Origin of the sequence: Arthrobacter terricola, from assembly GCF_004354015.1 — a bacterium.
Lineage (GTDB): Bacteria > Actinomycetota > Actinomycetes > Actinomycetales > Micrococcaceae > Arthrobacter > Arthrobacter terricola.
In genome coordinates, this window is sequence record NZ_SMRU01000004.1 from 107,237 (window position 1) to 133,004 (window position 25,768).

The window sequence follows — 25,768 nt, forward strand, 5'->3', positions numbered from 1 at the left end:
TCAGCGTGAAAACCGTTCAAGGCCTCAGGACGATGGTTTCCAAACTCTTGATCCTGCCAACCACCGGGACACGGACCATGGCGGATGCCGTGCCGGCGTTCTACGGCTTCGCCGGACCCCGCACTCCGGAGTCCGGCGTTCCGGAGTCCGGCATTACGGAACCCGGCGAGCGCCGAACCTTCGAGGCCGGTTCCGCGGACGCCACCGCTGCGCGGGTTGTCCTGGGCGGAGCCGAGGTGGATCTCTTGGCACTTCCATCTGCGATCGACCTCATCGCGGCGCGGGCCCTGCGAAAGGACACGACTCCGTTGGCGGTTGCTTCGGCGAACCTGGACCACATCAACCACTTCGGCGCGGGCAGCAGGTGGGCTTCGGTGTTGGGTGGCGATTCCACCGTTCCGGAGGGGGCGCCTTCGCTTGAGTGGCTTACCCTCTTGGACGGCGCCCCGCTGGTGTCCCAAGCCGAGCGGCTGACCGGGCGGCACTGGCCGCGGCTCGCCGGTAGCGACCTTATTGGACCGTTGCTGGATGTTGCCACTTCACTCAACCTCAGCGTCGGCTTCCTTGGGGGTGCCCGCGAAGCGCAGGAGTCTTTGAAGGAAAGGCTTGGGCGCGAACGGCCCGGGCTCATCCTGGCCGGTTTCTGGTCGCCCAGCAGGGAGGATCTTACCGACGCGGAGGTTTCGACAGGGATCGCGGCGGAGATCGCCGCCGCGGGAGTGGACATCCTCGTGGTCGGGTTGGGAAAGCCCCGGCAAGAACTGTGGATCGCTGAATACGGATCCCTCACTGGTGCATCGGTGCTGCTTGCCTTCGGCGCCGTCGTCGACTTCCTGGCCGGACGGGTAAAGCGCGCCCCTGAATGGGTGAGCTCGAAGGGCCTGGAATGGGCGTGGCGCCTCGCCCTGGAGCCGCGTCGGCTGGCTCGCCGCTACCTGCTGGATGGTCCCCCGGCTTACGCCTCGCTGCGCATCAACAGTTCGGTCATTCGGGAGCAGTCCGAGGAACAACGCGAACAATTCGTCGCGTCCGCACCCGTCGGCTTCGCGCCGCCCCCGGTTGGCAACCGGGCGTTCGCCCCTGTAGGGCAACCAGCCGACGTCGCTGTCCTGGTGGTCACCTATAACAACGCGCAGGACGTCGACCTCCTGATCGAAAGCCTCCGGGCGGAGGCTGCGGACCAATGGCTCCGCGTCATCGTGGCGGACAACGGTTCCTCGGACGGGACCTTGGAGGCCCTCGCCCGCCATGGGGACGTCATTTCGTTCGCCACCGGCGGCAACCTCGGCTACTCGGGCGGAATCAACGCGGCCCAACAACACTGTGGTGACGTCAACTACCTGCTGGTGGCCAATCCTGACCTGGTGATCGAACGCGGCTCAGTCGCCGCTCTCATCCGTCGGCAGCGCAACTCCAAGGCAGGCATCGTCGTGCCGGCATTGCTGGATGAAGACGGTTCAATCTACCCGTCCCTGCGTCGGGAGCCGAGCCTTACCCGTGCCTGGGCCGATGCGGTCCTCGGCAGCCACCTTCCGGGACGTCCGGCCTGGCTTTCCGAGATCGACTACGACCGGGAAAGCTACCAGCACGCGCATCCCGTGGAATGGGCCACTGGGGCCGCGATGCTCATCGAGGCGCACCTGGCCGAAGAGATCGGGCCGTGGGACGAACGCTTCTTCCTCTACTCCGAGGAAACCGATCTCTTCCGCCGGGCGCGGAAAGCGGGTGCGCGGGACTGGTTCGAACCCGCCGCGAGGATGCGGCACCGCCGGGGCGGCTCCGGATCCTCGTCCGCCCTCACGGCGTTGATGGCGGTCAATCGTGTCCGGTACGCGGAAAAGCACCACAGGCCCGCTTCTGCTGCCGGTTTCCGTGGGGCCGCCGTGCTCTCGGAGGCCCTGCGTTCCTACCAGCACGACCACCGGCCCGCCCTCCGCGCGCTGCTCAATAAGGGGAGCTGGGATGACTTGCCGCACGCTGTGCCGGCGACCCGGAAGAACGACGACGGCGGGCCTGCCAGTGCTTTCCCCGCCGGCTCGATCATCATTCCGGCCCATAACGAACGCGCCGTGATTGCCCGTTCGCTCCGGAGCCTCGAACCGGTGGCGGCCGCGGGAACCGTGGAAATCTTCGTGGTCTGCAACGGCTGCACGGACGACACCGCCGAGATTGCGCGCAGCTTCCCGGGGATCCGGGTAGTCGAGATAGAGCAGCCGTCAAAGACAATCGCCATGGATACCGGTGACTCCTTGGCGACCGCATGGCCCCGGCTCTACCTCGACGCAGATGTCGAGGTAGAGCCGGCAGCGATTGAACAGCTTTTCCGCCGGCTCGGCCAAGGAGACATCCTGGCAGCCCGGCCGGATTCCCGCTACGACACCGACGGCGCCACCGCCCTCGTCCGGGCCTTCTACCGCGCGCGTGGCCGCATGGCTTCCACGAAGAGCGGACTCTGGGGCGCCGGTGCCTTCGCCCTCACCCGTGAGGCCCGCTCCCGTTTCGGCACTTTCCCGCCGGTACAAGCCGACGACGTCTTCGTTGACCGCCACTTCTCCGACGCCGAAAAGGAGATCGTCGCCTGCCCGCCTATCAAGGTCCACGTTCCAAGTAACGCCCGTACGCTCGTCACCGTGCTGGGCCGGACGTACCGGAGCAACGTGCAGCTGCTTGATTACCAGGCGAATGAGGGCGGGAGTTCCGGCCAAAGCCTCCTCGAGCTTCTTTCTTCCATCCGGGGCCTGCGGACGGGCGTCGACGCCGGTGTCTACGTCGGCTTCGCGGTCGTTTCCCGGCTCCGCAAGCGGCCTGCCAAGGCCACCACGTGGGAACGGGACGAAAGCAGCCGGGGCTAGGTACTGACTGGTAAAACGTGCCGGACCCGGCGGAGATTAGTCCCCGCCGGGTCCGGTTTTTTGGCCGCTAAATGCCGCAGCCGTTACCGCCTTCTACCTTGTAGATATGTACCGCGTTGCTGTCGGCGAAGGCATCCGTGAAGGAGCCGTTGGCCATTGCGACTGAACGGTTTTCGCCCAGGACGGTTGCGCTGCTTCCGCCGCCGCACTTGAGGCTTACCGTGACGGACTGTGAGGCTGCCTGCGTGGAGTTGGCGATGATGTAGAGGCTCTTGTTGTATGCCTTGACGGCGACATCGACGCTTCCGCTCGTGGTTGCCACGCCATCGACGAAAGGCGAATTGAGCACGGGAGCCAGCTCGGCGATCTGTTGATTGACGGCAGTCACCGTGGGACGGATCGCGGCGCCGCAGGCGTCCCGCAGTACATGTTGCGAGAGGCAGTCCCCGCCAAAACTGTGGTTGAAGTACGTAATTCCCCGGGCGCCGTGGATGATGCTGCTCCAGACCGCGGCCCTGATCTCCGGACCCGTGATGGTTGGAGCGCTTGCTTCAGTGAAGGGATGCCCGAGCTCGACGAAGGCCCACACGGGAATGTTCCCTTTAGGGCTGACGAAGGAGCGCACACGGTCCACTGTCCACCCGTAATTCGAGGCTTTCCGGCACTCGGCGTCAGTGAGCGCCCGGGGCGTCGGCAGCATCTGGCCGCCTTCGGTCGGAGCGCAAATGCTCGGATCGGTGAACCAGTAATTGTCGGCGGAAACCACCTGCTGGTAACTGTTAACGAATTGCCCGGCCTCGGCGCTCGACTCCCAAAAAGTCACGCCCTTGCCGTAATTCGAGTACACCATCATGCCAGCGGGTGCATGCGGTACCAGGGTCTGCTGAACCGTGAAACCACATTTGCTATCCGCGGGAGAACACACCGTCCCGGCGCCCGGGTAGTTTCCGGTCCAGGCGGTCGAGCCAGGTCCGGCCCACATATCCGCTTCGTCGGACAGCAAAAAACCTGACGCAAGTGGCGAGGTCCAGGAAGGAATCGCGTACAGCCCTCCGTCCTTGATGAACTGTACGTTGGATCCGGCGGTCAACTCGACGTACGTATTAATTCCGGCAGCTTTGTCCAAGGGAACATCCGTGGAATTCAGGACGCTTTCGAACCATATTCCTACCGGAAAGTAGTTTGCCGAACTCGGCAGGCCATTGGGGAATTTTCCATAGTATTGCGCGCCGCCGTCGATGTCCCGGACGGTCACGCCGGCGGGTAATGGGACGGCTGTCGGTGCCGCCGCGCTCGGCGCCGCCGCATACGGTGCCAGCAGGCTGGCGACGGAAACGGATATTGCCAATAAAGCGGCCAGCACGATGCCCGCCCGGACGGTCAGGGAAAAAGGGAATTTCGTCATTGCCATTGGCTCCCGTTTAGTCATGGGGAAATACCCGGGCCACTTGTCAAAGAACCCGAAACGAGACCGTCAGCGCAAGAGTTCGTCCACAAGATACCACCACAACAGGAGCAGAAAACACCCCCTAATGCTAAGTAGGGTGATGTTTTGGTGAAGTCGAGTGCCACGGGTTCGATTCACGAAATTCCGCGTACCGCCCGAGTATCCAACCGTGGGAATGCGGGTATCTGTTACTCGCGTAGTGCTCCGCCGTCCGCAAATAGGCTGAAGCGAGCGTTCATGCAATTGACCGGTCCCGGTTTTCACCATGGAGGGAGCTTTCACCATGACCAGCGAAAAGCTGCGCGTCGGGCTGATCGGCGCAGGATACTGGGGGCCGAATCTGGCTCGGAATTTCAGGACGAGTCCGGATTGGGACCTTGCCGCTATTTGCGACCTCGATCTCGGCCGGGCCACGAAGGTTTCCGATCAAGTCGGCAATGTGCCGGTCCTGAGCGACGTGGACGAGTTGCTGTCCTGGTCCGACCTCGATGCTGTGGCCATCGCGACCCCGGCCCGGACGCACCACAGAATCGCCTTGGCAGCGCTAATGGCCGGAAAGCACGTCCTCGTCGAGAAACCTCTGGCTGACAGCAGCGAAAAGGGCGAGGAAATGGTGGAGCTCGCCCGGCTCAAGGGCCTCGTACTCATGGCCGACCATACCTACTGCTACACCCCCGCCGTGCTCAAAATCCGGGAACTGATCGGCAACGGCTCACTCGGCGACATCCACTTCATCGATTCCGTCCGGATCAACCTTGGCCTGGTCCAACCGGACGTCGACGTCTTCTGGGACCTGGCCCCCCACGATCTCTCCATCATCGATTTCATCCTCCCCGACGGCCTTCAGCCCTCCCATGTGTCGGCCCACGGCGCGGATCCCCTCGGCGCAGGCCGGGCCTGCGTGGGCCATCTGAGCTTCCCCCTGGCCGCCGGCGGCTTGGCGCACGTCCACGTCAACTGGCTCAGCCCGACGAAGATCCGGCAAATGGTCATCGGCGGTTCCAAGCGGACGTTGGTCTGGGACGACCTGAATCCGCAGCAACGGCTCAGCCTCTACGATCGGGGCGTCAACCTGGAGCGCCAATCCGCGGACGGCGCGAACCGGACAGCCTCGACCATCTCTTATCGCCTGGGCGATACCTGGTCCCCTGCCCTCTCCGAACACGAGCCGTTGGCCCAAATGGTCAGCGAGTACGCAAGCAGCATCCGGGAGGGCAGGCCGTCGCGGACCGACGGATCGGCAGGCTTACGCGTCCTGTCGGTCCTGGAGGCCGCATCCCGGAGCCTCAGCGAAGACGGTCGGACCAGCCTGGTTGACCGTGCCGAACTACAACTTGAGGAGACAGCGTGAGCACCTTGGAGGGGGCACGGATCCTTGTCACCGGCGGTGCCGGCACCATCGGATCAACCATTGTGGACCAACTGCTCGACGCCGGTGTGGCCCACGTCGACGTGCTGGACAACTTTGTCCGCGGGCGCAGGGACAACTTGAGCCACGCGCTGGACAGCGGGCGCGTCACCCTGGTGGAGGGCGACTTGCGTGACCGCGACCTCGTGCACGATGTCACCCGGGGCAAGGACGTCGTCTTCCACCAGGCCGCCATCAGGATCACGCAGTGTGCCGAGGAGCCCCGGCTCGCCCTCGAAGTCCTCGTAGACGGGACGTTCAACGTGCTTGAAGCCGCAGTCGCGCAGAAGGTCGGGAAGGTGGTGGCTGCCTCCAGTGCATCCGTCTACGGGCTTGCGGAGAGCTTTCCCACCGATGAGCGTCATCACCACCACAACAACGACACCTTCTATGGCGCCGCCAAATCGTTCAACGAAGGCATGCTGCGGAGCTTCCGGGCGATGTACGGCCTGGACTATGTGCTGTTGCGCTACTTCAACGTCTACGGCCCGCGGATGGACGTCCACGGCCTCTATACCGAGGTCCTCGTGCGCTGGATGGAAAGGATCGCCGACGGAAAGCCACCGCTGATTTTCGGCGACGGACGCCAGACGATGGACTTCGTTTTCACCGCCGATATCGCCCGGGCAAACGTGCTTGCGGCAAGCAGCCACCTCAGTGAAGGCGTCTACAACATCGCGAGTGGAACCGAGACGAGCCTCCTCCAACTGGCCGAGGCCCTGCTGCGTGTCATGGGGTCCGACCTTGCGGTGGAACACGGTCCGGAACGCGCAGTCAATGGGGTCAGCCGCCGCCTCGCGGACATTTCCGCTGCCCAAGCCGACCTGGGATTCACTGCCCGGGTACCGCTAGAGGGCGGCCTTCGGGAGCTCGTGCAGTGGTGGCACCCGCTCCGGCAGGAAATCGGCGCCGCGCGGACAGCCGGGGTGTGATCATGACACGCATCAACGTCATGCAGCCCTGGTTCGGCAGCGAGGAAGTCGCCGCCGTCAGCGCCGCGATCGAATCGGGATGGGTGGCACAAGGCCCGCGCGTCGCCGATTTCGAAACCGCATTCGCGGCCAGCCAGGACATCCCCTTTGCGGTCGCCACCTCCAATTGCACGACGGCGCTCCACCTGGCACTGGTGGTGGCCGACATCGGTGCGGGAAACGACGTCGTGGTTCCGTCTTTCTCTTTCATCGCAACCGCCAACGCGGCCACGTACGTCGGTGCCCGACCGGTGTTTGCCGACGTCGACCCCGTCACCGGAAACCTGACGGCCGCAACCGTCGAGGCCGCATTGACGAAGCGCACCCGGGCAGTGATCGCAGTGGACCAAGGCGGCATTCCGGTGGACCTGGATTCCCTCCGCGAACTTTGCGATCCCCAGGGCATCGTGGTCATCGAGGACGCGGCATGCGGCGCCGGGTCAACGTACAAGGGCCGTCCCGTGGGCGCCGGGGCGGATGCCTCGGCGTGGTCCTTCCACCCCCGCAAGATCCTCACCACGGGCGAAGGCGGGATGTTGACAACGCCCCGGAGCGACTGGGCAGAACGTGCCCGCCGCCTCAGGGAACACGCCATGAGCGTCTCTGCCAACGCCCGCCACGCGTCCGTCCTTGCCCCAGCCGAAGAATACGTGGAGGTTGGCTTCAACTATCGGATGACGGACCTGCAGGCCGCCGTCGGCCTCGTCCAGCTGGGCCGGTTGCCGGAAGTCGTTCGACGACGACGGGACCTCGCCGCGGAGTACGGCAAGCAATTCGCGGACCTCGAGAACGTCCGCGTCGCGCAGGACCCGCCGTGGGGCACCAGCAACTTCCAGTCCTTCTGGATCGAAATCCTGCCCGGCTCGGCCGCCGACCGCGACGGCGTACTCGCCCGGCTAGCCGGCGACGAAATCTCGGCACGCCGGGGAATCATGGCCGCACACCGCCAACCTGCCTACCGGGGCAAGGACGCCGGAACCGTTCCCCTGCCCGTGACCGAACGACTCACAGACAACACGCTCATCCTCCCTGTTTTCCACCAAATGACCGAGTCGGAACAAGCCAGGGTCATCCACTCGGTACGGGCCGCGGTCACCGGGGGCCGATGAGCCGTGCAGGAACTGATGCTGCTTGCCGCAAGCGGACTGGCCAGGGAAGTCCTTGCCACGGTCCGCGTCTCCGGACAGTACCGGGTCACCGGCTTCCTCGACGACGCTCCCGGCCTCCAAGGCACGCTCATTGACGGAGTGCCCGTGGCAGGCAGCATCGACGATGCCTCGTTTTTCCACGACGCCCGTTTCCTGGCCTGCGTCGGGTCAGGAACCGGTCGCCGGGAGATTGTGCAGCGGCTGGCCCGCCTGGGCATCACGGACGACCGCTTCGGGACCGTACTGGAACAAGGCGTACGGGTACCGCCGGGATGCACGGTTGGCCGCGGCAGCATCCTCCTCGCCAATGTCGTGCTGACCGCCGGGGTCACGGTGGGAGCGCACGTCGTCGCCATGCCGCAGGTCACCATGACCCACGACAACGTCGTGGCGGACTACGCCACCCTTGCCGCCGGCGTGACCCTGGGAGGCAGCGTGCACATCGGTTCCGCCGCCTACCTGGGCATGAACTCGAGCGTCCGCCAGGGCCTCCGGATCGGCCGCGAATCAACCCTGGGAATGGGCGCTGTCCTCCTGGAAGACCTTCCATCCCATGAAACCTGGGCAGGCGTGCCCGCCAAGCCCATCCGGCAGCATGCAGCACATATCCAATAAAAAAAGCCCGCGTAATCCCCTCCGGACAAGAAGGTAGAGCTGATGGACGCATCCTCGACGACGAACATACCCCTGGTTGACCTCGCATCCCAGCACGCCGAAGTGGAAAGCGACGTCCTCAGCGGTTTGGAAGACGTTTTCGCAACGACGGCATTCATTGGAGGCACCGCCGTCGGGCAATTCGAAGGAGCGTACGCCGAGTGGCTGGGAGTGGCCCACTGCGTGGGGGTTGCCAACGGCACGGAAGCCCTGGAACTCGCGTTGCGCGCAACGGGCGTGGACGCCGGATCAGAGGTGATCATTCCGGTCAATACCTTCATCGCCACCGCGGAAGCCGTGGTGCGGATCGGTGCCATTCCGGTATTCGTCGACGTCGATCCGGCGCACCTCCTGATCGACCCCGCCAAGGTCGCCGAAGCGGTGACCGATCGCACCCGCGCGATCGTACCCGTGCACCTTTTCGGCCAGGCCGCGCCGGTCGAACAATTGCAAGACATAGCGGCGTCCTGCGGGGCGACGATCATCGAAGACGCCGCACAGGCACAGGGGGCGACCCGGAACGGCCGGCCGGCGGGAGGACTCGGAGCTGTCGCGGGAACAAGCTTCTACCCCGGCAAGAACCTCGGGGCGGCCGGCGACGCCGGTGCCGTCACCACCAACGATCCGGAGATAGCCAAGCGCGTCCGACTGCTGGGGGCCCACGGGAGCGCGACGAAGTACGTGCATGATGTGGTCGGCTTCAATTCCCGCTTGGATACGATCCAGGCGGTGGTCCTCAACGCCAAGCTTCGGCGGCTATCGGCGTGGAACGGCTTGAGGCAGGAGGCCGCTGCCCGGTACGCGGAGATGCTCGGCGATGTCCCAGGCATTTCCGTGCCGACGAGCGCCGAAGGCAACGAGGACGTCTGGCACTTGTACGTCATCCGGACCGCAGCCCGGGACCGGGCACTGGCCGGCTTGTCCGAGGCTGGAATCGGTGCCGGAATCCATTACCCGACGCCGCTGCACTTGACCGGCGCGTTCGCCCAACTCGGCCTTGCCGAAGGTGCTTTCCCCGTGGCGGAACGCGCCGCCCGCGAAATCCTGTCCCTGCCGTTGTACCCGCACATCACCATCGCCCAGCAGAAGTTCGTCGTAGAGACCCTTCGGGCACTCGTGTAGCAGGGAGAAAGAAGCGGCTGTCCGGATGCTTACCGGGCAGCCCCTTTCTTCTGGGCGGGTTTGTTGTCAGTACGTCACCGCGACGGCTCCACTTCCCGCACTTCTTCGTGGGCCTCCGCCTCCTGACGGCGTGAATCCTGGCGGCGCGAATCCCGACGGCGGCCGGTGCCCTCCGTGAGCGTGTCCAGGTCCGGACCCAACCACTGATCGACGTCGGACGCGGGCGCTTGCGGCGAAGGCTCCTCCGCGGCGGGAGCGGCTTCTGCCGACTTGTCAGCCTGTGAACCCGTTGCCGCAGCAGCGTCCGCATCCCGGGCGGCCTCTTCACGGCGCTGCCGCGCCTTGGCCCGTCCCCGCGCGATGGAAACTGCACCGAACATCAAGACCAGGCCGCCCACCAGGACGCCGATCAAGGAACGCAAGCGGCTGGAGAATTGCTCAGTGGCCTTGTCCGGCGTCGCGACCACCAAGGACGTGAAAAGGTAGGCGTCGTCTGCTCCGTCGATTTTTTGGATGGAGCTGAGGTCTTCCGTGAGCAATTCGCCCAGGCGCTTCGTGGTGGCAATGGATTGGGCCGGTGTTGAAGCGTCACCAGTGATATCAACAAGGAACGAATTCTGCCCGCCGATCGCGCCCCGGACAACGTCATATTGTTTGCTGAGTCCCTTGGATGCCAAGTCGTCAGCCGTCGAAGTGTCCTTAAGCCGGGTAATCAGCACCTGCACCACAAGGGTTGGATCCGATGCCCGCAAATAGGGATTGCTGGAATTCAGTTTCTTGAGCGCCGGATTCGCGATCTTGTCCGCATCGGTAGGAATGCTCGGGTTGATGACGGCATAGGTCATGGTCGATTCATACGAACGCGGAGCAAATTGGAAAACGTATACCGCCGCGATGAGGGTAACGAAAACGACGGGCAAGGCAGCGAATTTATGGTGCCAGATTGTCTTAAGTACTGCTAAGGGATCCATCGTCTTCCTTTCGAGTGAGAAATGTCCGGGCTGTCTTGTTCCGGACGGGCGGCCCTTTTGATTCGACTGGTTCACCTGATTCGACTGGTTTGCCGTGCCCGGTCAACTCGATTTCGCGTTTCACCATGATCCACACAGCCCCGGAGAGCCCGATGTACAGCGGATAAATCAACGCGAAGGACGGAAATGACAAAGAATCGAACGTCATGGAGCACGCAGCGCCCACGATGCCTCCGGCCGCCAACGCTCCGGCAAGGCACTTGAGTGCCTCGGACCGCGCGGCGCGGGCAGCAACCACTGTCATGAGCCCGGGCACGATGAAATAGGTGCAAATGGCAACAAGGCCCACCAGGCCCATACTGACCGCGGAATTCAAATACTGGTTATCGAGGATATGCAGCGCATTATCGGGAATGTAGTTGCCCGGCCCCAGCCCCAACAGCGGATGGTCACTCACGATCGCCTCAACGCGTGGGTAATTGTTCGTCCGGGTTGAAATCGATGGGTCGCTGTCCGCCGTCGTGAACGTCCCCACGAGCGTGGCCACGAGGCCCGGTACCGCGAGGAAAAGCCCGACGACGGCGACCGGCACCGTGACGAACGCCCAAAGCCGGGCCACCCGCGGAAGGAACGGAATGAACACCACCATCCCGACGAGCAATCCCATGATGCCCGCCCGTGAGACCGTCGCCGCGATCGCGAACACCAGCAGGCCCGTCCCGGTCCAGTGCAGCCACTTCCGTCCCGAGCGGTCATAGATGCCGCGCCAGATCGAGAGCGGAAGCAGCATTGCGCTCACCACCGCCAGCTCGATGGAATGGAAGGTGCTGCCGGAAACGCGGACAAGGGTTCCACGTACTTGAAAGGTCGTCCCCGCTCCGTTGGTGGTGAACCCGGGCATTGCCACTTGGAACCAATCCATCGGATTGATGTGGAAAATGAACTGGATCAACGCGACCACCGAGCAAAAGAGCGCTCCCGCCAGCACCGCGCGGACCAGTTGCAGGACGTCGCCCTGGGTCCGGACGACTTCTGCACTGACAAGGACGATGGCGGTGCTCGCGACAATCAGCAACACCCAGCGATCGGCTGCGGCCCGGCCTTCGACCGTGCTGCCGCCGGTCAAACCCAGGTAGAGGGCGACGTAGGAAGCACAGGTGGCCAGCCACAGCATCGCCACGCCGATGCGGCCGGGGTGGCGGGGACTGAAAGGATCGTGCAAGCCGAAAAGGGCCGAACTGAACCACATGGCGAAAAGCACCAATGCGAGCAGCATTGGCATCGTTCCCGCCGCTCCCACTGGCGCCAAGACCATGCTGGACGGAAAGAAGAGGATGCTGAAGACGACCACCCGGAGCATGAGTGGCACGCGGCCAGGCCGGCTGGTTTCGGGGTCGAAGTCAAGCAACGTGACAGCTGGCGGCCGGGGCGTGACCAGAAGGCCGCGCGCCAGCGACCTGCGTCGGTTTCGCTGCGTGTTCTTCGGGATATCCCGTACGGTTGTCGCGGCAGTCACCGGGCACGACTCCCGACCACGGACGCAGCGCAGGCAGATTCGATAGTCGAGACGATCTGCTTCTTCGTCACTTCCCAATCGAGGCGCTCACTTGCGGCGACCCGCGCAGCCCTCGCGTCGACGTCGGGCGCTTCCACCGCGGCCGCGAGCGCATCCGCGATGCACCACGGCGTGGGAAGGGCCCACACAGCATCGTCGGTGGACAGTACGGCCCGGGAATATGCCGATTCGTTGAGCACGGGAATGTTGCCGGCGCACATGAGTTCTTCGGGAACCAGCGAGATGTTGGTGAAGGAGATGGCCAGGCCGGCGATCGTGCGGTTGTAGAGTTCGTTGAGTTGCCGGGGCGACAGGTTGCCGTGGTCGGCGACGGGGATTGACCAGCCGGAGACGTGGTCGCCGTAGACGTGGATCTCTTGTTCCGGGTGAGTTTGGTGGAACCTTTCGAGCGCCAACTTCGCCAAAAGGTAGCCCCGGCGGTCAACGCTCTTCTTCGCGTAGAACACTACGCCGCTTCGCGGGACCTTCTCGAATTCGGGAAGAATGCGGTAGACATCGGTGTCGACGCCGAACGGGACGATTGCTTCCGGCGCCCTTCCGACTTCGGATTCCATGACCCCGGCGATCATGTTCCCAAGGGCGATGTTGGTGAAGCCAAAGCGGTAGGTGTCCTCGGCCAGTGCGTAAAGGGTCCCGCGGGGGTAGAAGAACGGTTCGTAGTCCTGGATGAAGTAGAAACGGTGTGCCGAAGGATGTGCCCGGGCGGCGACTACGTGCGCGGTGGCCCATGAGCTGGCCACGACGGCGTCGACGTCGTCCATGCCTGTGGTGGCGCTGCGGACGTCTGCGCGCAGGCCGGGCCAGTGGCGCCGGATCACTTCCTCGTGCCGGGCTACATCGTCCGCGTACCGGTCGTAGAGGAACAAGGTGCAGCGGTGTCCTCGTTCTTCGAGGCCCTGCACCATCCGGAAGAGCGTGGTGTGTCCGCCGGATCCTGCACCGGGCGGCATGCATACCCAGCCGATGTGCAGGCGGTCGGCTTTGTTTGTGCGCGGGGCGGCCGGTGCCAGGGCGCTGGAGTCCATGATGTCCTCTTCGCGCAAGGGGAAGTCGAACTCGGACCATGCGAGCCGCTCGCCGAGTGCTTCGAAGAGGCGCCGGCTGCCGCGCCTCGCGATTGTTGCTACGCCTTCGGTCCGAAGGTGCGAGATCAACTGGCTTGCGCTCATTCCAGAGCCCATGTCACTTCCTTTCTCCAGTAAGGTCGGCGGCAGTGAGGTCATCGGCGGTAAGATCCGCAGCCGTTAGGGCCTCAGCCGCCATGGCCGGGTCCAGCGGCGCTACGCCGTCCGGGGAGGTCTGCCGGAGGCCGCCGAGCAACGTCCGCACTTGCCGGTATGTGCACGCGGCATAGACGGCCAGGCCGGCCACCGCCCCTGCGGCGACTGCGAAGATGGCGATCGAAATCCAACTTGCCACGAGCCACCCCACGACGCCGCACGCGACAGCAGCTGCCGCGGCAGGCAACGCTGTCCGTACGAGGGACAGAATCCGCGCTCCGGTGGATTTCGAGACAAGCACGAGATACACCGGGATGACCACAAACCAAGTAACGACAACATGGGCCATGCCGGCACCGGCAATTCCCCCGAGCCGGACACCGAAGAACATTGCCGGAGCCAAGGCAAGCAACCAGACCACCTGGACCCAGAACAGTCCGACGGTCTTCCCGGCGCCTACGCAGAGATCCGCGAAGACTTCGGAGAGGATCCGGGCGGCCCCGAACAAGCCCAGGCTGACCATTGCCGCCGCGGCCGCGCTCCACCGTTCGCCGTAGAAGGCGACGATGAGCGGCAGGGCGAGCGCGGTCAGCAGTGCGGAGACGGGGAAGCCGACGTAAGCAATCCCGGCGGTCACTTTCACGGCGGCTTCGCGCAGGTTTCCGGAGGCGTTGAGCCTGCCGAAGGTGGGAACGGCGACAGTCCTGATAATGGCGGTAATGATGTTGCTGGGGGTGCTCGCCAGGTTGAATGCCAACAGGTACAAGCCGAGGTTCACGGGTCCCAGTGCCGGGCCGATGACCATGTAGTCGAGGTTCAGGGTGACAAAGACCACGAGGTTGGCCATGGCAAGCGGAAGGCCGAGGCGCAGGATCTCCTTGGCTTCCGCCCGGTTGAATCCGGGCTTGTACCGTTTGGGGCTGATGATCCAGTAGCCGATGGTCGCGGTCAGTTGCCCGCCGACCCGTGACAGTGCCAGCGCCATGGCCCCCCAGCCCCATAGGGCCATGGGAACAACCAGGCCTAGGGCAACCAAGGCATTCAGTACGTCGACGAGTATTCTGCGCTTCTGCAGGAAGTCGCGCCAGATCAGTGCGGTTGGCACCGACGTCAGTCCCGAGAGCAGGACAGTCAACGCCATGACCTGGACTACGGGCGTCGCGCCGGGATCTCCCAGTACTGCCGCGAGGAGCGGGGCAAGGATGATCACGAGTGCCGTCAGGAGGCCGCTCGTCAGCAGGGAAATGGTGAAGACAGTCGGGGCTATCTCGTCCGGATCGCGGTCGCCGCGGCCCAAGGCGGCCGTCGCCCCGAGTTCGGCGATGTTCACCGCTATGGTCTGGACAACCAGGGCCACCGCAAGGGCGCCGAAGTGCTCGGGTGCGACCAAGCGGGCGAGCACCAGCGTAGTAACGAATTGAAGGAGTCGGGACAGCCCGATATTGACCGCACCCCAGAGGGTGCCTCGCCGCAAACGCGAAGCGAGCGTCCCGGTCCGCGGCTCGGCCTGGCTCACGAAATCCCCACCATCCGCCAGGCGCGCCAGCGCACCCTGTCCAGTTGGGTCCGGCCTGCTTCTGCCGCCCGTTGCCACACCATCGGCGCCTTGCCGCCGTCGGCCCTTGCGAGCCGCCAGCCCACTCCCTGCATACGACGCCGGCCCTGGCGTCCGGGCGTTGACCGGGAGGCGAAGTCCCGCAGTGCCGCCGCGTCCGCCGTCGGACCGCCCGAATCAAGGGTGCGGGCCGCAAGGATGAGGGCCTCGCGTCCCACTGCTTGTTGTGCCCGCTCGAAAAGGCGATTGCCCCGGGGAAGGCCTCGCAACACCTCGGGCGACCGCAGGACGCGGAAGGCTTCGAGGCGGTGGCCCAGGTCGACCATCATCGTGGCGAACGTCGTCAGGTGCATGTTGCTGCCATGGACGCGGTAGTAAGCCTGCACAGGGCCGTTGATCCTGCCCACATCCCAATGGGCCGCAGTGCGGAGCCAGTATTCCAGGTCTCCTGAGTGCGGCAATGACGGGTTGTAGGACCCTACTTGCCGCATGACCTCGGTGCGCATGACCACTTCCGGGGACAAGATGAAGCACCGGCCCCGCCGGCAAGCCCAGCCGATCCATTCATGGCCCGGCCACACAGTCCACGAGTGCCGCATCCGGCCGTTGGTCCTTGGCAGATCGTTCTCGTCGGAAAATTCCAGGGGCCGACCGTAGACCATTCCTACCCGTGGGTTGGCGGTCATCAGGGCAGTGGCACGGAACAGGGCGCCCGGAGCGAGCAAGTCATCAGCAGAAAGGAGCGCCACGAATTCGGTGGATACCCTCGACAACCCGTCGTTGTACGTGGCGATATGGCCCATGTTTTGTTCGTGGGCCACCACGGAAATCCGCGGCTCCCGGCTGGCTAGTTCCCGTGCCGTTTCGGCCGAGTCGTCGCTGGAGGCGTCATCGACGATGATCACCCGCGCGTCGACGCCGGTTTGGCCCAGGACGGAATCGACGACGGCGGGAAGGTATCTTGCGTAGTTGTAGCACGGGATGACGACGGTCACCTGCGGCGTGGTCCGGGGCGCGCGCGGCCTCATGATTTTCATGATTTCCCCGCGTCCACGTATTTCATCGTTAGAGCGTCCCCTCCAGTAGAGACCCCAGACTGGCAGCCGTTTCGAACAGTGGTTTCAGCCTATGGACCGATCATGCCGGGCAGCGCGAGTGCCTGTCACTTGAATTGCGATTGGCCGCTACTCGTTCAGGCGGGCGAGACCACTGACTCCCGCCCGCCAGCACAGCTAGTACGCGCCGACGGGCCGGATCATCGCCCTGGCCGTCCGCCAGAGGATGATGATGTCCCCCACGATTGACCAGTTCTCCACGTAGTACAGGTCAAGCCGGACGCTGTCCTGCCAATTGAGTTCCGAGCGTCCATTGATCTGCCACATCCCGGTCAGCCCGGGCTTGATGTAGAGACGGCGGTGGACGTGGCTCTCGTAACCGTCCACCTCGCGTTGCAGCGGAGGCCGGGGACCAACAAGGCTCATATTCCCCAGCAGCACATTCCAAAACTGCGGGAATTCATCCAATGAATAGCGCCTCATCCATTCACCGACACGTGTGACGCGCGGATCCTTTTGCATCTTGAACAACAGCCCTGCACCCTCGTTTTGGTCGAGAAGCCCGGCCAATGCGTCCTCGGCGTTCTCCACCATCGAACGGAATTTATACATCATGAATGTCTGTCCACGGCGCCCGATGCGTTCTTGCTTGAAGATCACGGGCCCTGGGCTATCCCGCCGGATCAACACCGCAAGGACCACGAAAACCGGGGCAAGGACAATCAATGCCGCAGCGGAAAGGACGATATCGAGGAGCCGTTTCAATACGTGCTTTCCACCTGCATAATGCGGAAGTTCAACGTGCATCAGCGGGAGTCCCTCCACGGGACGCGAATGAATTCTGGGACCGGCGACGTTGGTCAGGCCCGTGGTCAGGATCAACTGGGTTGAACTTTCTTCCAATTGCCAGCCAAGCTCCTGGATATAGGCGCCACCGCCTTCGACCGGTCCGGCGATGATCACGGCGTCGGCTTCCGTGGCCGCAACGGCGCCAACAACGGAATAGGGGTCGCCCACAACGGGAATCGGTTGGCCATTGACAAAGAGGCCGGCTGGGTCAGGTTTCCCCGGCATAACAACTCCGACCACTTCGTAGGCGGGCCCTGATTTCTTCTCAATTTGGTTGATGACGTATTTCACGTCCTCGACCGCACCCAGGACAACCACCTTGGAGAGGTAGTGACCGTGCGCGCGCTGGCTGCTCAACCAGCGCCGCAATGCCCAACGGGAAGCGATCAGGCCAAGGCATCCCAGGGGGAATACCAGCGCGACGTAGCCGCGCGCAATATCGACTTCGAAGACTACGCACACGAGGTTGAGGAGGCCTACCAGGATGATCGTCGCACTGAAGACCCGTTTGTATTCGTCGGGCCCGATGCCCACCACTTGTTTGTCCCGGCTCCGATAAATAGTTAACGCGCCCATCCAAGCGCACGCGATGATGAGTGAAACCGTGAAATAGTCCAGGTGATGTCCGTCCACAACAACGAAGGAATTATTAGTTCCAAAGCGGGCAAACTGGGCGATACCTGCAACGGAACAAATGACTGCGGCGTCGACGATCCATAAGAGCCTCGAGTACCGGCGCGCCCAGAAGATCCCGGACACGGGCGACGCGTAGCGTTTCCCGCCACGTTGTGAGGTCCCGAACAAGGGATCGTCAATAAGGGCCCGGCCCAGTCCGAAACCGAGGTCTTCGGCGGCGGCTTCTTCCGCCGGGCTCACTGTCGCACCTCCGGCGCCTGGAAGGCTATCCCCTTGAACGAAGAGGCTATTGTCCTTTTACCGTCCGGCGCCGAAGGGCGCCGGAAAACTAAGCAAAACATGGTGCAGGCCACATCGACACCCGCTTCTTCTTATACAAATTCTTTGCCTGACGGACTCAACTTCGGATACTGCCGGCCACCCGAAGGAATATCAGGCTATGGAATAACGGACCGCTCCACACGAGTAACGTCCACTTATCATTCCCAAACGGACACACTTGCAGCGTTCGTTGCCGTACCTGTCCGGCACTCGAGTAGTTGTACGCGGGGATGCGGCATCGCCGGTTATTAAGTGGCCGCGGAATAAACAAAAAAGCCACCCGACAGGGTGGCTTTTCGCAATTTCAGGATAGTTAACACGCACTCAAAGGGCGATCATTTTCACCATTCGAATTACATTTCCGAAATGGTGGAGCTGAGGGGACTCGAACCCCTGACCCCCTGCATGCCATGCAGGTGCGCTACCAGCTGCGCCACAGCCCCAAAACTTTGCCTGGCCGGAACTTCCATCCCCGCCGGAGCAACTCGTCAATACTAAACCACAACGGTGTGAGATACGAAATCGGGCTTTCGGCCGGAAACAGATGAGGTGCGGTCGATTGCTCGGCCGCACCTCCCCCCCATTCCTGTTGCTCACTAGCTGCCCCACAAAAGACAACGAGCCATTGCCCAGAAGTGTAGACTCTGACGTGAAATTAAACAAACCGTTCAACCGGTTTAGGCCCTCCCAAGGCCTCGGGAGACTGAATATGACGCCGACAGAAGCGCCTCGGGGTAGGCCTCGGGCGGGCAGCCCGCGACCTCCCAGAGACGATCCGAGGAGTACCAATGATCCGTCGTCACCAGGTTGACCCGATGGCTGCTGAACCCGGCGCCACGCAAGGCGGCCAAGGCCATGCTGTCATCGCCGAGAAACCTGAGGCTTTCGACGCCGAATGCTTGCGCGACTCCGCGCACCAACGATCCCACGGTGACGGGTTCCGGATATGCGGCATGGAACGCTTGTCCGGCGTGGCGCGGCGCCAGGGCCAATCCGGCAATCAACTCTCCGAGTGCCTCCACTCCAATGAGCGAGAGCAGCGCCGAACCGTCGCCCGGCCATCCGCCGGCCACCTTCATGATCTTGACAAGGCCCGGGACGACCCAGCGGTCCCCTGCCCCGAGCACGAGGTTGGGCCGGACCACCTCGCCGCCGTACGCCAGGACAGCTTGCTCAGCAGCCGCACGACTGGCGCTCGTGTTCGACTCGGGGTGGTAGCCGGCGTCGGCTTCGGCCAGGCCGCGGTGGGGACCCGATCCGTACACGCTGCAGGTGCTGACGTAGATCACCCGCTGAACACCGGCTTCCCGGCATTGTTCAATGACGTTGCGGGTACCCGCCTCGTTGACCTCGCGTGCAACGTCCGGATCGGAGCCCACATATGATGCCGAGTGCACCACTGCACTGGCTCCGGCCAGGAACGGGGCAAGGCTCCCAGGGACGGAAATGTCGGCGGCTGCAATGGTAGCGTTGTGGTTTCGTAGCCCGCTGTCCGGTTTTCGGGAGACCGCCACAACGTGCGCCTTCCCGGATGCGGCAAGCGACGCTGCGACCCGACTTCCGATGAAGCCGGACGAACCGAGGACCAGGATTCGGGGCACATGGTCGACTAAAGTTGGCAAACGTCCCACCAATCCACAGTTTCGTTCGGAATCATGTACTCAAGTATCGCGGACGCAGAAACCGGAGAGGTCTCCAGGCTGATCATGCAACAACGTGCCAAAGCCACCCGAACAGCGGTGATTGAGGGAGCGGCGTCGATCTTCGAAGAGGTCGGCTACGGAAACGCAAGCCTCAGCGACGTCACTGAACGTGCCTCGGTCACCAAGGGCGCGCTCTATTTCCACTTCAAGTCGAAGGAAGACCTGGCCCTCGCGGTCATCGCCGAGCAACACAACATCGTGCGGGTCGCGGGAGAGCAGATCGCGGCGGCCGGATTACCGGCGCTCGAAACCATGATCCGCATGTGCCGGACCTTCGGGCAGCAACTGCTCGACGAGCCAATCGTCCGGGCAGGCATCCGGCTGACTTTTGAAGCTTCGGCTTTCAACGGGGACGTCAAGGGTCCCTACCACGACTGGGTGACCACAATGGAGGTGCTGACCCGCCAGGCCCAGGCGGAAGGCGACGTACGTCACGACGTCGATGCCGCCGACTTTGCCCGGTACCTGGTTGCGTCGTTCACCGGTGTGCAAATGGTGTCCAACGTCCTGACCGAACGGCGCGATGTCCTCAAGCGCATCGACGACATGTGGCGGTTCATGATGCCAACGCTCTCCCCCGCGCCACAAGGCCCGGAGTCCCTTTCAGGGGCGCCGGAAGAGACCCAGTAAAGAACCGCGGTTACTTGGGCACTGCCAGCACGGTCATCATGGCCTCGCCGCGGTGCAGCATGGTGACCGTCATCGCTTCTTGGACGCAGCGCCGGCCGGCCGCGGCAGGAGTTACCGCCACATCGATCGGATAGCTGAATTCGACGAGCTTCACGAACTCGGCCTCGAAGCTGGCAAAATCCGCGTCGGGCCGTGAAGAAGCCGCCCTGAGGGCCTGGCGGGCGGCCTCCACCAGGAGCATCCCCGGGACGTGGTCGAGGGGATGGTCGAAGAAGATCGGGTGGGTCGGGTCGACCCTGAGCGGCCACACGGACGGACGCACGCTCGTTCCCAACATGACGTTGCGCTGGGCGGCGTGCCCGACGTCGTCGCAAGCCAGCAAATCTGCGTCGACGACGGCCGGGGCCGCGGGGGCGACCCCGCGAAACCGCTCATAGGTTGCCGGGTTCACGATGCGTGCCCCGGCGGTCCCCTCGCCGATGGGTTCGCCTCCGATGCTGAACTTCGCCTCGACCGTGAGGTTGGAGAGCTCTCCGCCCCGGAACTTCTTGTCCGTGACCTCCAGCTCAAGGTCAACCTGCGTCGGAACAAGGGGGTCCAGGGCGGCCTTGCGGACCGAGACGCCCATGTGCGGCATGAGGAACTTGTGCGTCAGGGGCACCCCGCTCTGGTGGGAGAGGAAGATGACCGCTTGCCGCAAGGTCTCCGCCATCAAGGCCGAGTCCGGGGACGCGTCCGGCACGCCGTAGAAAACATGCCAGCGCGGCCACTGGGCTCCCGCGATGAACCGGTCCGGTCCTGACTCGACAAAGTCGGTCAAGAGGACTTCCGAAACGGACCTTTTGTGAACGAACTCCCGATTCACGGAAGACTCAAAGAGCGCTTGTTCGCGCATCGGGACCCCCCATTCCCACCCGGCACCTACCGGACCAACCAACATCACTGTCACTTGGCCCACGATTGAATGCCCACATCTTATCCAAACGGCCATCGGCGAAGCTGGGAACAGGCTGGAAGGGGAGCCGCGCCCGGCCGGGCGCGGCTTAATGGGTCGGAAGACCATCCAGGAGCGTTGTGATGACGCGTGCGCGCGGCAGCTCTTCGGGGTCCAGGCTGAGGGGGTCGCATTCGAACACTGTGAGGTCCGCCCGCTTCCCCACCGAAATCGAGCCGGCGTCGGATTGAAGTCCGGCCGCGGCCGCGGCGTGGGTCGTGTACCCTTCCAAGGCCATGAGGACGGTCAGTGCCTGTTCGGGCTGGACAGGCTGTGTTTCCGGGTGTTCCACCGGCCTCCTCAGGATGGAATCCGCCATCATGGCTCGCGGATCGTAGGGCGTGATGGGCCAGTCGGACCCCAAGGCCAACGTGACTCCGGCCTCCCTGAGGTCGCGGCACCGCCAGCCGCGGGATGCGCGCTCTTCGCCGAGCCGCACCGACCAGTTGTCACTGCGGTCTGCCCGGGTGTGGTGCGTGCCGTGTATCGGTTGCATGCTCGCCGCCACGCCCAGTTCGGCGAAGCGTTCGACGACGTCGTCCGGGATCGTTTCGATGTGTTCGATCCTGTGCGCTGCCTTGCACCGGTCCGGCCCCGCGGCGGCGAGTGCATCGAGGACGTATCTCACGCCTTGGTCTCCGATGGCGTGGGTTGCAGTGGGTATCCCGCGTTCGACGAAGAAACGCAGTGCCTTCTGGAAGTCGCCGGGGTCGGTCCATACCGATTCGTTGTTTTCGCCGTAGATGTCGGGTTCTTCGAGCCAGGCAGAGCCGTTGTCTATGGTCCCGTCGATGAAGAACTTGACTCCTTCGACCCTCCAGCGCCTGCCACCGGTGCCTTGCAGGTCGGCGATCCGCTCGAGTTCGGCGAGGCCGGCGCCCGCGTTGACCATGGGCGAGAAGCGAAGGCGCACCGGCAGTTCGCCTTTCGTTTCGAGCGCAGTGGCGAGTTCCGCCGATCCGTCGACGAAGTCCAGGACGTGGGTGGAGGCGATCCCGACGCCGGCCATCTCGTGCAGGAGCGTGCCGAGCCGTTCCACGCGTACCGCGAAGGGTTCCTGCGGGATGGCTTTGCCCACGAGGTCCAGGGCGCTGAACTCGACGATGTAACCGGTGGGCCGCCCGTCGTCGTCGACGTCGATGAGGGACTCGTCGGGAAACTCGACCGGGCCGGTGATTCCGGCGGCTGCGAGCGCTGCGGAGTTGACGATGGCGGAGTGTCCGTCGCGCATCCTGAGGAACATTGGCACGTCTTCGGTGGCGTCGTCGAAAAGCCTGCCGTTGAATCCGGTGCTGTTGAAGATGTTGGGATCCAGTCCCCAGGCGATGACCCAGTCCCCCGGTTTTGTCTTCCGTGCTGCGTCGCCGACTATCCGTTGCACCTCGGTGAGGGGTCCGAGGTCCGTCAGTTGGATGCCTCGGGCTAGTTCGAGTCCGAAGACGACGTGGGTGTGGCTGTCGTTGAGGCCCGGGACGATCGTTGCGTTCCGGTAGTCCAGGGTGCGGGTGCCGGGGCCGCGGTGCCTTTCGATGTCCTGGGGCGTTCCGACGGCGGTAATGCGGCCGTCGGTGACCGCGAGGGCGGTTGCGCCGGTGGTTTGGGGGTCGAGGGTGTGGATGCGTTGTGCGAAGACGACGGCGTCTGCGGCTTTCATGCGTATCTCCCGGTGGTACGTGTGCGATGTCAGGGGTGGAGCGGGCTAGGCGGGCTGGTTGTCGAGGGCTGCGGGCTCTCTTTTTTTGAGGTCGTCGAAGAGCCGGTCCACGCGTTCCTGTTCGGCGGCGGGTGCGGGCTTCACGATCGAGACGGCGACGTAGACGGCGAGGTTGACGATGAGTCCTGCGACGCCGGAGGTCAGGCCTCCTAGCCAGGGAATGGAGAGTGGGCTTGGGTACATGAGTTCAAGGACGGCTGCCACGAGGATTCCGGAGACCATGGCTGCGTTGGCGGCCAAGGCTGTTCCACGGCGCCAGAAGATGCCGAGCAAGAGGGTGGGGGCGAGTTGGCAGACCGCTTGGTAGGAAACGAAGGCGATCACGATGAGTCCTGAGACTTGGTTGGCGGTGAGGAGTGCCGCGGCTGCGGAGACGAGGGTGATGGCGGCGACGGCGATTTTTGCGCCTTTGGAGGACTCGACGCGGTGTTGGTTCCGGACACCGATGACATCGTTGACAACTTGGGTTCCCACGGCTTGGAGGTTGGCGCCGATGTTTCCCATGGTGGCGGCGACGACGCATACGCCGGCTACTGCGACGAGGCCGGTGCCGCCGACGCCGGCCATGATGAACCACACCGTGTCCGGTGCGGCGGATACGCCTGGGACGCTTGAGGCCAAGAGGCACATGGTGGTGAGTGCGGCGGAGAACAGGAAGAGGATGGGTGCTGCCTGAACTGCGGATTTCTGGACGGTGCGGGGTGTGCGGACGCTGAACATGCGCACGAACAGGTCGGGCCAGCACCACGCTCCCATCATCCCGGTGAAGATGAGGGAGAAGAGGTACAGCGGGCCCGCGGGGCTCCCGGGTCCGGGCAGTTCGAGGAGGGCGGGCGCGATGTTGCCGAAGCCGTGGCCGTTGGTGAAGAGCCAGGTGAGCAGCCCGAGGATGACCAGGAATCCGACGCCGTAGGCGAAGAGTCCTTGGACCATGTCGCTGATGATCAGCCCGCGGGTGCCGAGCCTCACTGTCCAGACCTGCCGTGCAGCGATGAAGAGGACACCGAGCACTACGGCAAGGTACGGGGACACTTGTCCGAAAGAAAGCGTGGAGAAGACGAGTCCGAGGGACTGCATTCCGAGGACGACCCACGGCACTGACGCGAGGACACCGATGATCGCGGCAATGACCCTGACTGAACGGGAGTTGTAGCGGAGGCCGAGAAGGTCCGCCTGGGTCCGCAGGTCATGGGTCCGGCCCCATTTGTTGACGGGTGTGCCGAGGAAGAACATCAGGACCACGCTGAGCAGGGAGTAGGACAGCGAGTACATTCCCAGGACGCCGCCGCTCGCGGTCAATCCGGCGAAGGCGATGAACACCGTGCCGGCGAGCCAGGTGTTGAGGAAGGACATTGTTCCGAACCAGGAATTGAAGGAACGGCCGCCGGTGGCGTATTCGCTCATGGTGGAGTCGCCGCGCTTGCCCCGGCTCATGACATAGACCACCAAGGCGGTGAAGAGGACGATGGCGCCGTATCCGATGAGCATGTTCATTCTTTCTCATCCCCATCGGTGCGTGCGGTCAGCCATAGGGCGAATAGTGACAGGGTCACGAGGGCGTTGGCGGCGAGGAAGTACCACAGCGACGACGTGTTCCCGCCTTTGGCGAAGAGCCAGTGGACGGGCGGGGCGAGCAGGATCACAAGGTCGACGGCGACGATCGCCCGGGCGACGCGCTTCCTGCGGGATTGTGTCTGGGAGGTCTGGTATGACGGCGCTTCGAAGCGCGGTTTCGGGATGGGCAGGGACATGGGATTCCATTCTTCCGGGGCGTCTTTGGCCGGTGCGAAAGGGGCGAACGGGATTGGGAATGCGATTTGCGGGAACGTTCCCGCAAATGAAAGTGTGCGCCGTCACTCCACCGATGTCAAGAGACTGCGAGTTCAGCCGGGCGATAAAAACACCCCCGCCACAGTGCCGCCTAGGATGAGGACATGGCGAGAAGCAGAGCAACCATCCTGGACATCGCGCGTGAGCTCGGCCTCTCGAAAACCACCGTGTCCAGCGCACTTGGCGGATCCGGACGAATCTCGGAGGAAAAGCGCGAATTGATCCGCGAAACGGCGAAGCGGCTCGGCTATGTCACCAACCGCGCTGCCCGCAGCCTGAGGGTCAATCGCGTGGGCACCATCGGGCTTTTCATTCCGCCCCTCGCCCGCAGGCTCGCGTTCTACATGGACTTTGCCTTCGGCGTCACGGAAGGCGCCGCTTCAGCCGACTATGACGTCACCCTGTTCGCACGCGAATTCACGCCCGAGCGGGCCTTCCAAGTGGACGGCGTCATCGCGATCGACCCCGCCCCCGGCGAGCCCCTCGTCGCAGCGCTCCTCGCCGCCGGAATTCCCACCGTCTCTGTCGGCCGTTACAGCGGGGAGGGCCAGGACCGGATCCTCGGCACCCTGGAGGCCCATCACGCCGAACTGCAGACCTCGATCCTTGACCACCTGCTATCCCGCGGACGCAAGCGGCCGGCACTGCTCGCCGTCGACGACTACTCTTCGTCCTGGACCCTGGACACCCGCACCAACTATCTCGAATGGTGCCGGCGCAACCTCATTGAGCCCCTCGTCCACGAGGTGGAATCGAACGCGACGCCACGCGGCCTTGTCGCCGCCATTTCCGCTGCCGTGGAAGGCGACGGCGCGGACGCCCTCGTGTGCGGCGCGCAGGGGCACGCAGCCCAAAGCCAGATCATCCTCGAGGGCCGCGGCCTGGTTCTCGGCAGGGACGTCGACGTCGCATCCTTCGCAGGAGCCGCCGCACTCGAGGTCGGCAACCCGCTCATCAGTGCGATCGACCTCGAACCCCGCGGCTATGGCGAGGCCGCGACGGAACTGCTTGACGCCGTCGTGCGCGCACCTCAGGAAGCTCCCGTCCACCGCTGGTTCGAAGGCGCGACAGTGCATTTAGCAGATGGGGTGCATTTAGCGGATTAGGGGACT

Annotated in this window: 20 protein-coding genes and 1 tRNA gene; 8 read left to right on the plus strand and 13 right to left on the minus strand. The window is 63.9% G+C overall.

The window, feature by feature from the left end; translation table 11 throughout:
• The first annotated feature begins 5 nt into the window (after window positions 1–5).
• Window positions 6–2,852, plus strand: coding sequence for a WecB/TagA/CpsF family glycosyltransferase (locus E1809_RS04650; RefSeq protein ID WP_133203061.1), 2,847 nt, complete (start codon window positions 6–8; stop codon window positions 2,850–2,852).
• Between the two features lie 67 nt (window positions 2,853–2,919).
• On the opposite strand, the gene E1809_RS04655 is transcribed toward E1809_RS04650, so the two are convergent.
• Window positions 2,920–4,257, minus strand: coding sequence for a hypothetical protein (locus E1809_RS04655; protein ID WP_235835439.1), 1,338 nt, complete (start codon window positions 4,255–4,257; stop codon window positions 2,920–2,922).
• Window positions 4,258–4,582: 325 nt separating this feature from the next.
• Here E1809_RS04655 and E1809_RS04660 point away from each other — a divergent pair, with 325 nt between their 5' ends.
• From E1809_RS04660 to E1809_RS04680, 5 genes are read left to right on the plus strand one after another with little or no spacing between them, the layout of a single operon-like run.
• Window positions 4,583–5,650 carry a Gfo/Idh/MocA family protein gene (locus E1809_RS04660; protein WP_235835440.1) on the plus strand — a complete coding sequence of 356 codons (1,068 nt, stop codon included), beginning with the start codon at window positions 4,583–4,585 and terminating at the stop codon, window positions 5,648–5,650.
• The gene (locus E1809_RS04665; protein ID WP_133203063.1) at window positions 5,647–6,639 is read left to right on the plus strand and encodes an NAD-dependent epimerase/dehydratase family protein; all 993 of its coding nucleotides are present in this window, start codon (window positions 5,647–5,649) and stop codon (window positions 6,637–6,639) included. The genes E1809_RS04660 and E1809_RS04665 overlap by 4 nt, the downstream gene beginning before the upstream one ends.
• Window positions 6,640–6,641: 2 nt before the next feature.
• Entirely contained in the window at window positions 6,642–7,787 is a 1,146-nt protein-coding gene (locus E1809_RS04670) for a DegT/DnrJ/EryC1/StrS family aminotransferase (protein ID WP_133203064.1), read from the plus strand.
• Between the two features lie 3 nt (window positions 7,788–7,790).
• A complete protein-coding gene (locus tag E1809_RS04675) occupies window positions 7,791–8,441 on the plus strand; it encodes a NeuD/PglB/VioB family sugar acetyltransferase (protein WP_133203065.1) in 651 nt (216 codons plus the stop codon).
• Between the two features lie 42 nt (window positions 8,442–8,483).
• Complete coding sequence (locus E1809_RS04680) at window positions 8,484–9,602, plus strand: DegT/DnrJ/EryC1/StrS family aminotransferase (protein WP_133203066.1); 1,119 nt, start codon at window positions 8,484–8,486, stop codon at window positions 9,600–9,602.
• 74 nt (window positions 9,603–9,676) lie between these two features.
• Here E1809_RS04680 and E1809_RS04685 read toward each other — a convergent pair whose 3' ends face one another.
• The 8 genes from E1809_RS04685 to E1809_RS04720 all read right to left on the minus strand — a co-directional run bounded on the left by E1809_RS04685 (window position 9,677) and on the right by E1809_RS04720 (window position 19,386).
• Window positions 9,677–10,573, minus strand: a complete 897-nt coding sequence (locus E1809_RS04685) for a GumC domain-containing protein (RefSeq protein ID WP_133203067.1) — start codon at window positions 10,571–10,573, stop codon at window positions 9,677–9,679.
• The gene (locus tag E1809_RS04690; RefSeq protein WP_235835441.1) at window positions 10,551–12,089 is read right to left on the minus strand and encodes an O-antigen ligase family protein; all 1,539 of its coding nucleotides are present in this window, start codon (window positions 12,087–12,089) and stop codon (window positions 10,551–10,553) included. The genes E1809_RS04685 and E1809_RS04690 overlap by 23 nt, the downstream gene beginning before the upstream one ends.
• Entirely contained in the window at window positions 12,086–13,330 is a 1,245-nt protein-coding gene (locus tag E1809_RS04695) for a rhamnosyltransferase WsaF family glycosyltransferase (RefSeq protein ID WP_133203068.1), read from the minus strand. The genes E1809_RS04690 and E1809_RS04695 overlap by 4 nt, the downstream gene beginning before the upstream one ends.
• Window position 13,331: 1 nt before the next feature.
• The gene (locus tag E1809_RS04700) at window positions 13,332–14,885 is read right to left on the minus strand and encodes a lipopolysaccharide biosynthesis protein (RefSeq protein WP_165962201.1); all 1,554 of its coding nucleotides are present in this window, start codon (window positions 14,883–14,885) and stop codon (window positions 13,332–13,334) included.
• Window positions 14,882–15,961, minus strand: a complete 1,080-nt coding sequence (locus E1809_RS04705; RefSeq protein WP_133203070.1) for a glycosyltransferase family 2 protein — start codon at window positions 15,959–15,961, stop codon at window positions 14,882–14,884. Before E1809_RS04705 ends, E1809_RS04700 begins: the two co-directional genes overlap by 4 nt.
• Window positions 15,962–16,156: 195 nt before the next feature.
• Window positions 16,157–17,704: a sugar transferase gene (locus E1809_RS04710; RefSeq protein WP_235835442.1), complete on the minus strand. Its 1,548-nt coding sequence runs from the start codon at window positions 17,702–17,704 to the stop codon at window positions 16,157–16,159.
• Between the two features lie 448 nt (window positions 17,705–18,152).
• Window positions 18,153–18,228: transfer RNA gene (locus E1809_RS04715), tRNA-Ala, on the minus strand.
• Window positions 18,229–18,462: 234 nt separating this feature from the next.
• Complete coding sequence (locus E1809_RS04720; protein WP_205754094.1) at window positions 18,463–19,386, minus strand: NAD-dependent epimerase/dehydratase family protein; 924 nt, start codon at window positions 19,384–19,386, stop codon at window positions 18,463–18,465.
• Window positions 19,387–19,440: 54 nt separating this feature from the next.
• Here E1809_RS04720 and E1809_RS04725 point away from each other — a divergent pair, with 54 nt between their 5' ends.
• Entirely contained in the window at window positions 19,441–20,118 is a 678-nt protein-coding gene (locus E1809_RS04725) for a ScbR family autoregulator-binding transcription factor (RefSeq protein WP_235835443.1), read from the plus strand.
• Between the two features lie 10 nt (window positions 20,119–20,128).
• Here the strand turns inward: E1809_RS04725 and E1809_RS04730 are convergent, their stop codons facing one another.
• From E1809_RS04730 to E1809_RS04745, 4 genes are read right to left on the minus strand one after another with little or no spacing between them, the layout of a single operon-like run.
• Window positions 20,129–21,181, minus strand: a complete 1,053-nt coding sequence (locus E1809_RS04730) for a ScbA/BarX family gamma-butyrolactone biosynthesis protein (protein ID WP_133203072.1) — start codon at window positions 21,179–21,181, stop codon at window positions 20,129–20,131.
• The gene (locus tag E1809_RS04735; RefSeq protein ID WP_133203073.1) at window positions 21,162–22,766 is read right to left on the minus strand and encodes an amidohydrolase; all 1,605 of its coding nucleotides are present in this window, start codon (window positions 22,764–22,766) and stop codon (window positions 21,162–21,164) included. The genes E1809_RS04730 and E1809_RS04735 overlap by 20 nt, the downstream gene beginning before the upstream one ends.
• Window positions 22,767–22,811: 45 nt before the next feature.
• Window positions 22,812–24,320, minus strand: a complete 1,509-nt coding sequence (locus E1809_RS04740) for a sodium:solute symporter family protein (protein ID WP_133203074.1) — start codon at window positions 24,318–24,320, stop codon at window positions 22,812–22,814.
• Window positions 24,317–24,577: a hypothetical protein gene (locus E1809_RS04745; RefSeq protein ID WP_133203075.1), complete on the minus strand. Its 261-nt coding sequence runs from the start codon at window positions 24,575–24,577 to the stop codon at window positions 24,317–24,319. The genes E1809_RS04740 and E1809_RS04745 overlap by 4 nt, the downstream gene beginning before the upstream one ends.
• Before the next feature lie 183 nt (window positions 24,578–24,760).
• Between E1809_RS04745 and E1809_RS04750 the strand changes: the two genes are divergently transcribed.
• The gene (locus tag E1809_RS04750) at window positions 24,761–25,762 is read left to right on the plus strand and encodes a LacI family DNA-binding transcriptional regulator (RefSeq protein ID WP_133203076.1); all 1,002 of its coding nucleotides are present in this window, start codon (window positions 24,761–24,763) and stop codon (window positions 25,760–25,762) included.
• Window positions 25,763–25,768 lie beyond the last annotated feature (6 nt).

Coding starts and splice junctions, on each gene's coding strand:
- E1809_RS04655 (WP_235835439.1), bottom strand. CDS start 4,257: ATGACGAAATTCCCTTTTTCCCTGACCGTCCGGGCGGGCATCGTGCTG.
- E1809_RS04745 (WP_133203075.1), bottom strand. CDS start 24,577: ATGTCCCTGCCCATCCCGAAACCGCGCTTCGAAGCGCCGTCATACCAG.
- E1809_RS04695 (WP_133203068.1), bottom strand. CDS start 13,330: ATGGGCTCTGGAATGAGCGCAAGCCAGTTGATCTCGCACCTTCGGACC.
- E1809_RS04750 (WP_133203076.1), top strand. CDS start 24,761: ATGGCGAGAAGCAGAGCAACCATCCTGGACATCGCGCGTGAGCTCGGC.
- E1809_RS04730 (WP_133203072.1), bottom strand. CDS start 21,181: ATGGTCTTCCGACCCATTAAGCCGCGCCCGGCCGGGCGCGGCTCCCCT.
- E1809_RS04670 (WP_133203064.1), top strand. CDS start 6,642: ATGACACGCATCAACGTCATGCAGCCCTGGTTCGGCAGCGAGGAAGTC.
- E1809_RS04680 (WP_133203066.1), top strand. CDS start 8,484: ATGGACGCATCCTCGACGACGAACATACCCCTGGTTGACCTCGCATCC.
- E1809_RS04725 (WP_235835443.1), top strand. CDS start 19,441: ATGTACTCAAGTATCGCGGACGCAGAAACCGGAGAGGTCTCCAGGCTG.
- E1809_RS04735 (WP_133203073.1), bottom strand. CDS start 22,766: ATGAAAGCCGCAGACGCCGTCGTCTTCGCACAACGCATCCACACCCTC.
- E1809_RS04685 (WP_133203067.1), bottom strand. CDS start 10,573: ATGGATCCCTTAGCAGTACTTAAGACAATCTGGCACCATAAATTCGCT.
- E1809_RS04660 (WP_235835440.1), top strand. CDS start 4,583: ATGACCAGCGAAAAGCTGCGCGTCGGGCTGATCGGCGCAGGATACTGG.
- E1809_RS04740 (WP_133203074.1), bottom strand. CDS start 24,320: ATGAACATGCTCATCGGATACGGCGCCATCGTCCTCTTCACCGCCTTG.
- E1809_RS04705 (WP_133203070.1), bottom strand. CDS start 15,961: ATGAAAATCATGAGGCCGCGCGCGCCCCGGACCACGCCGCAGGTGACC.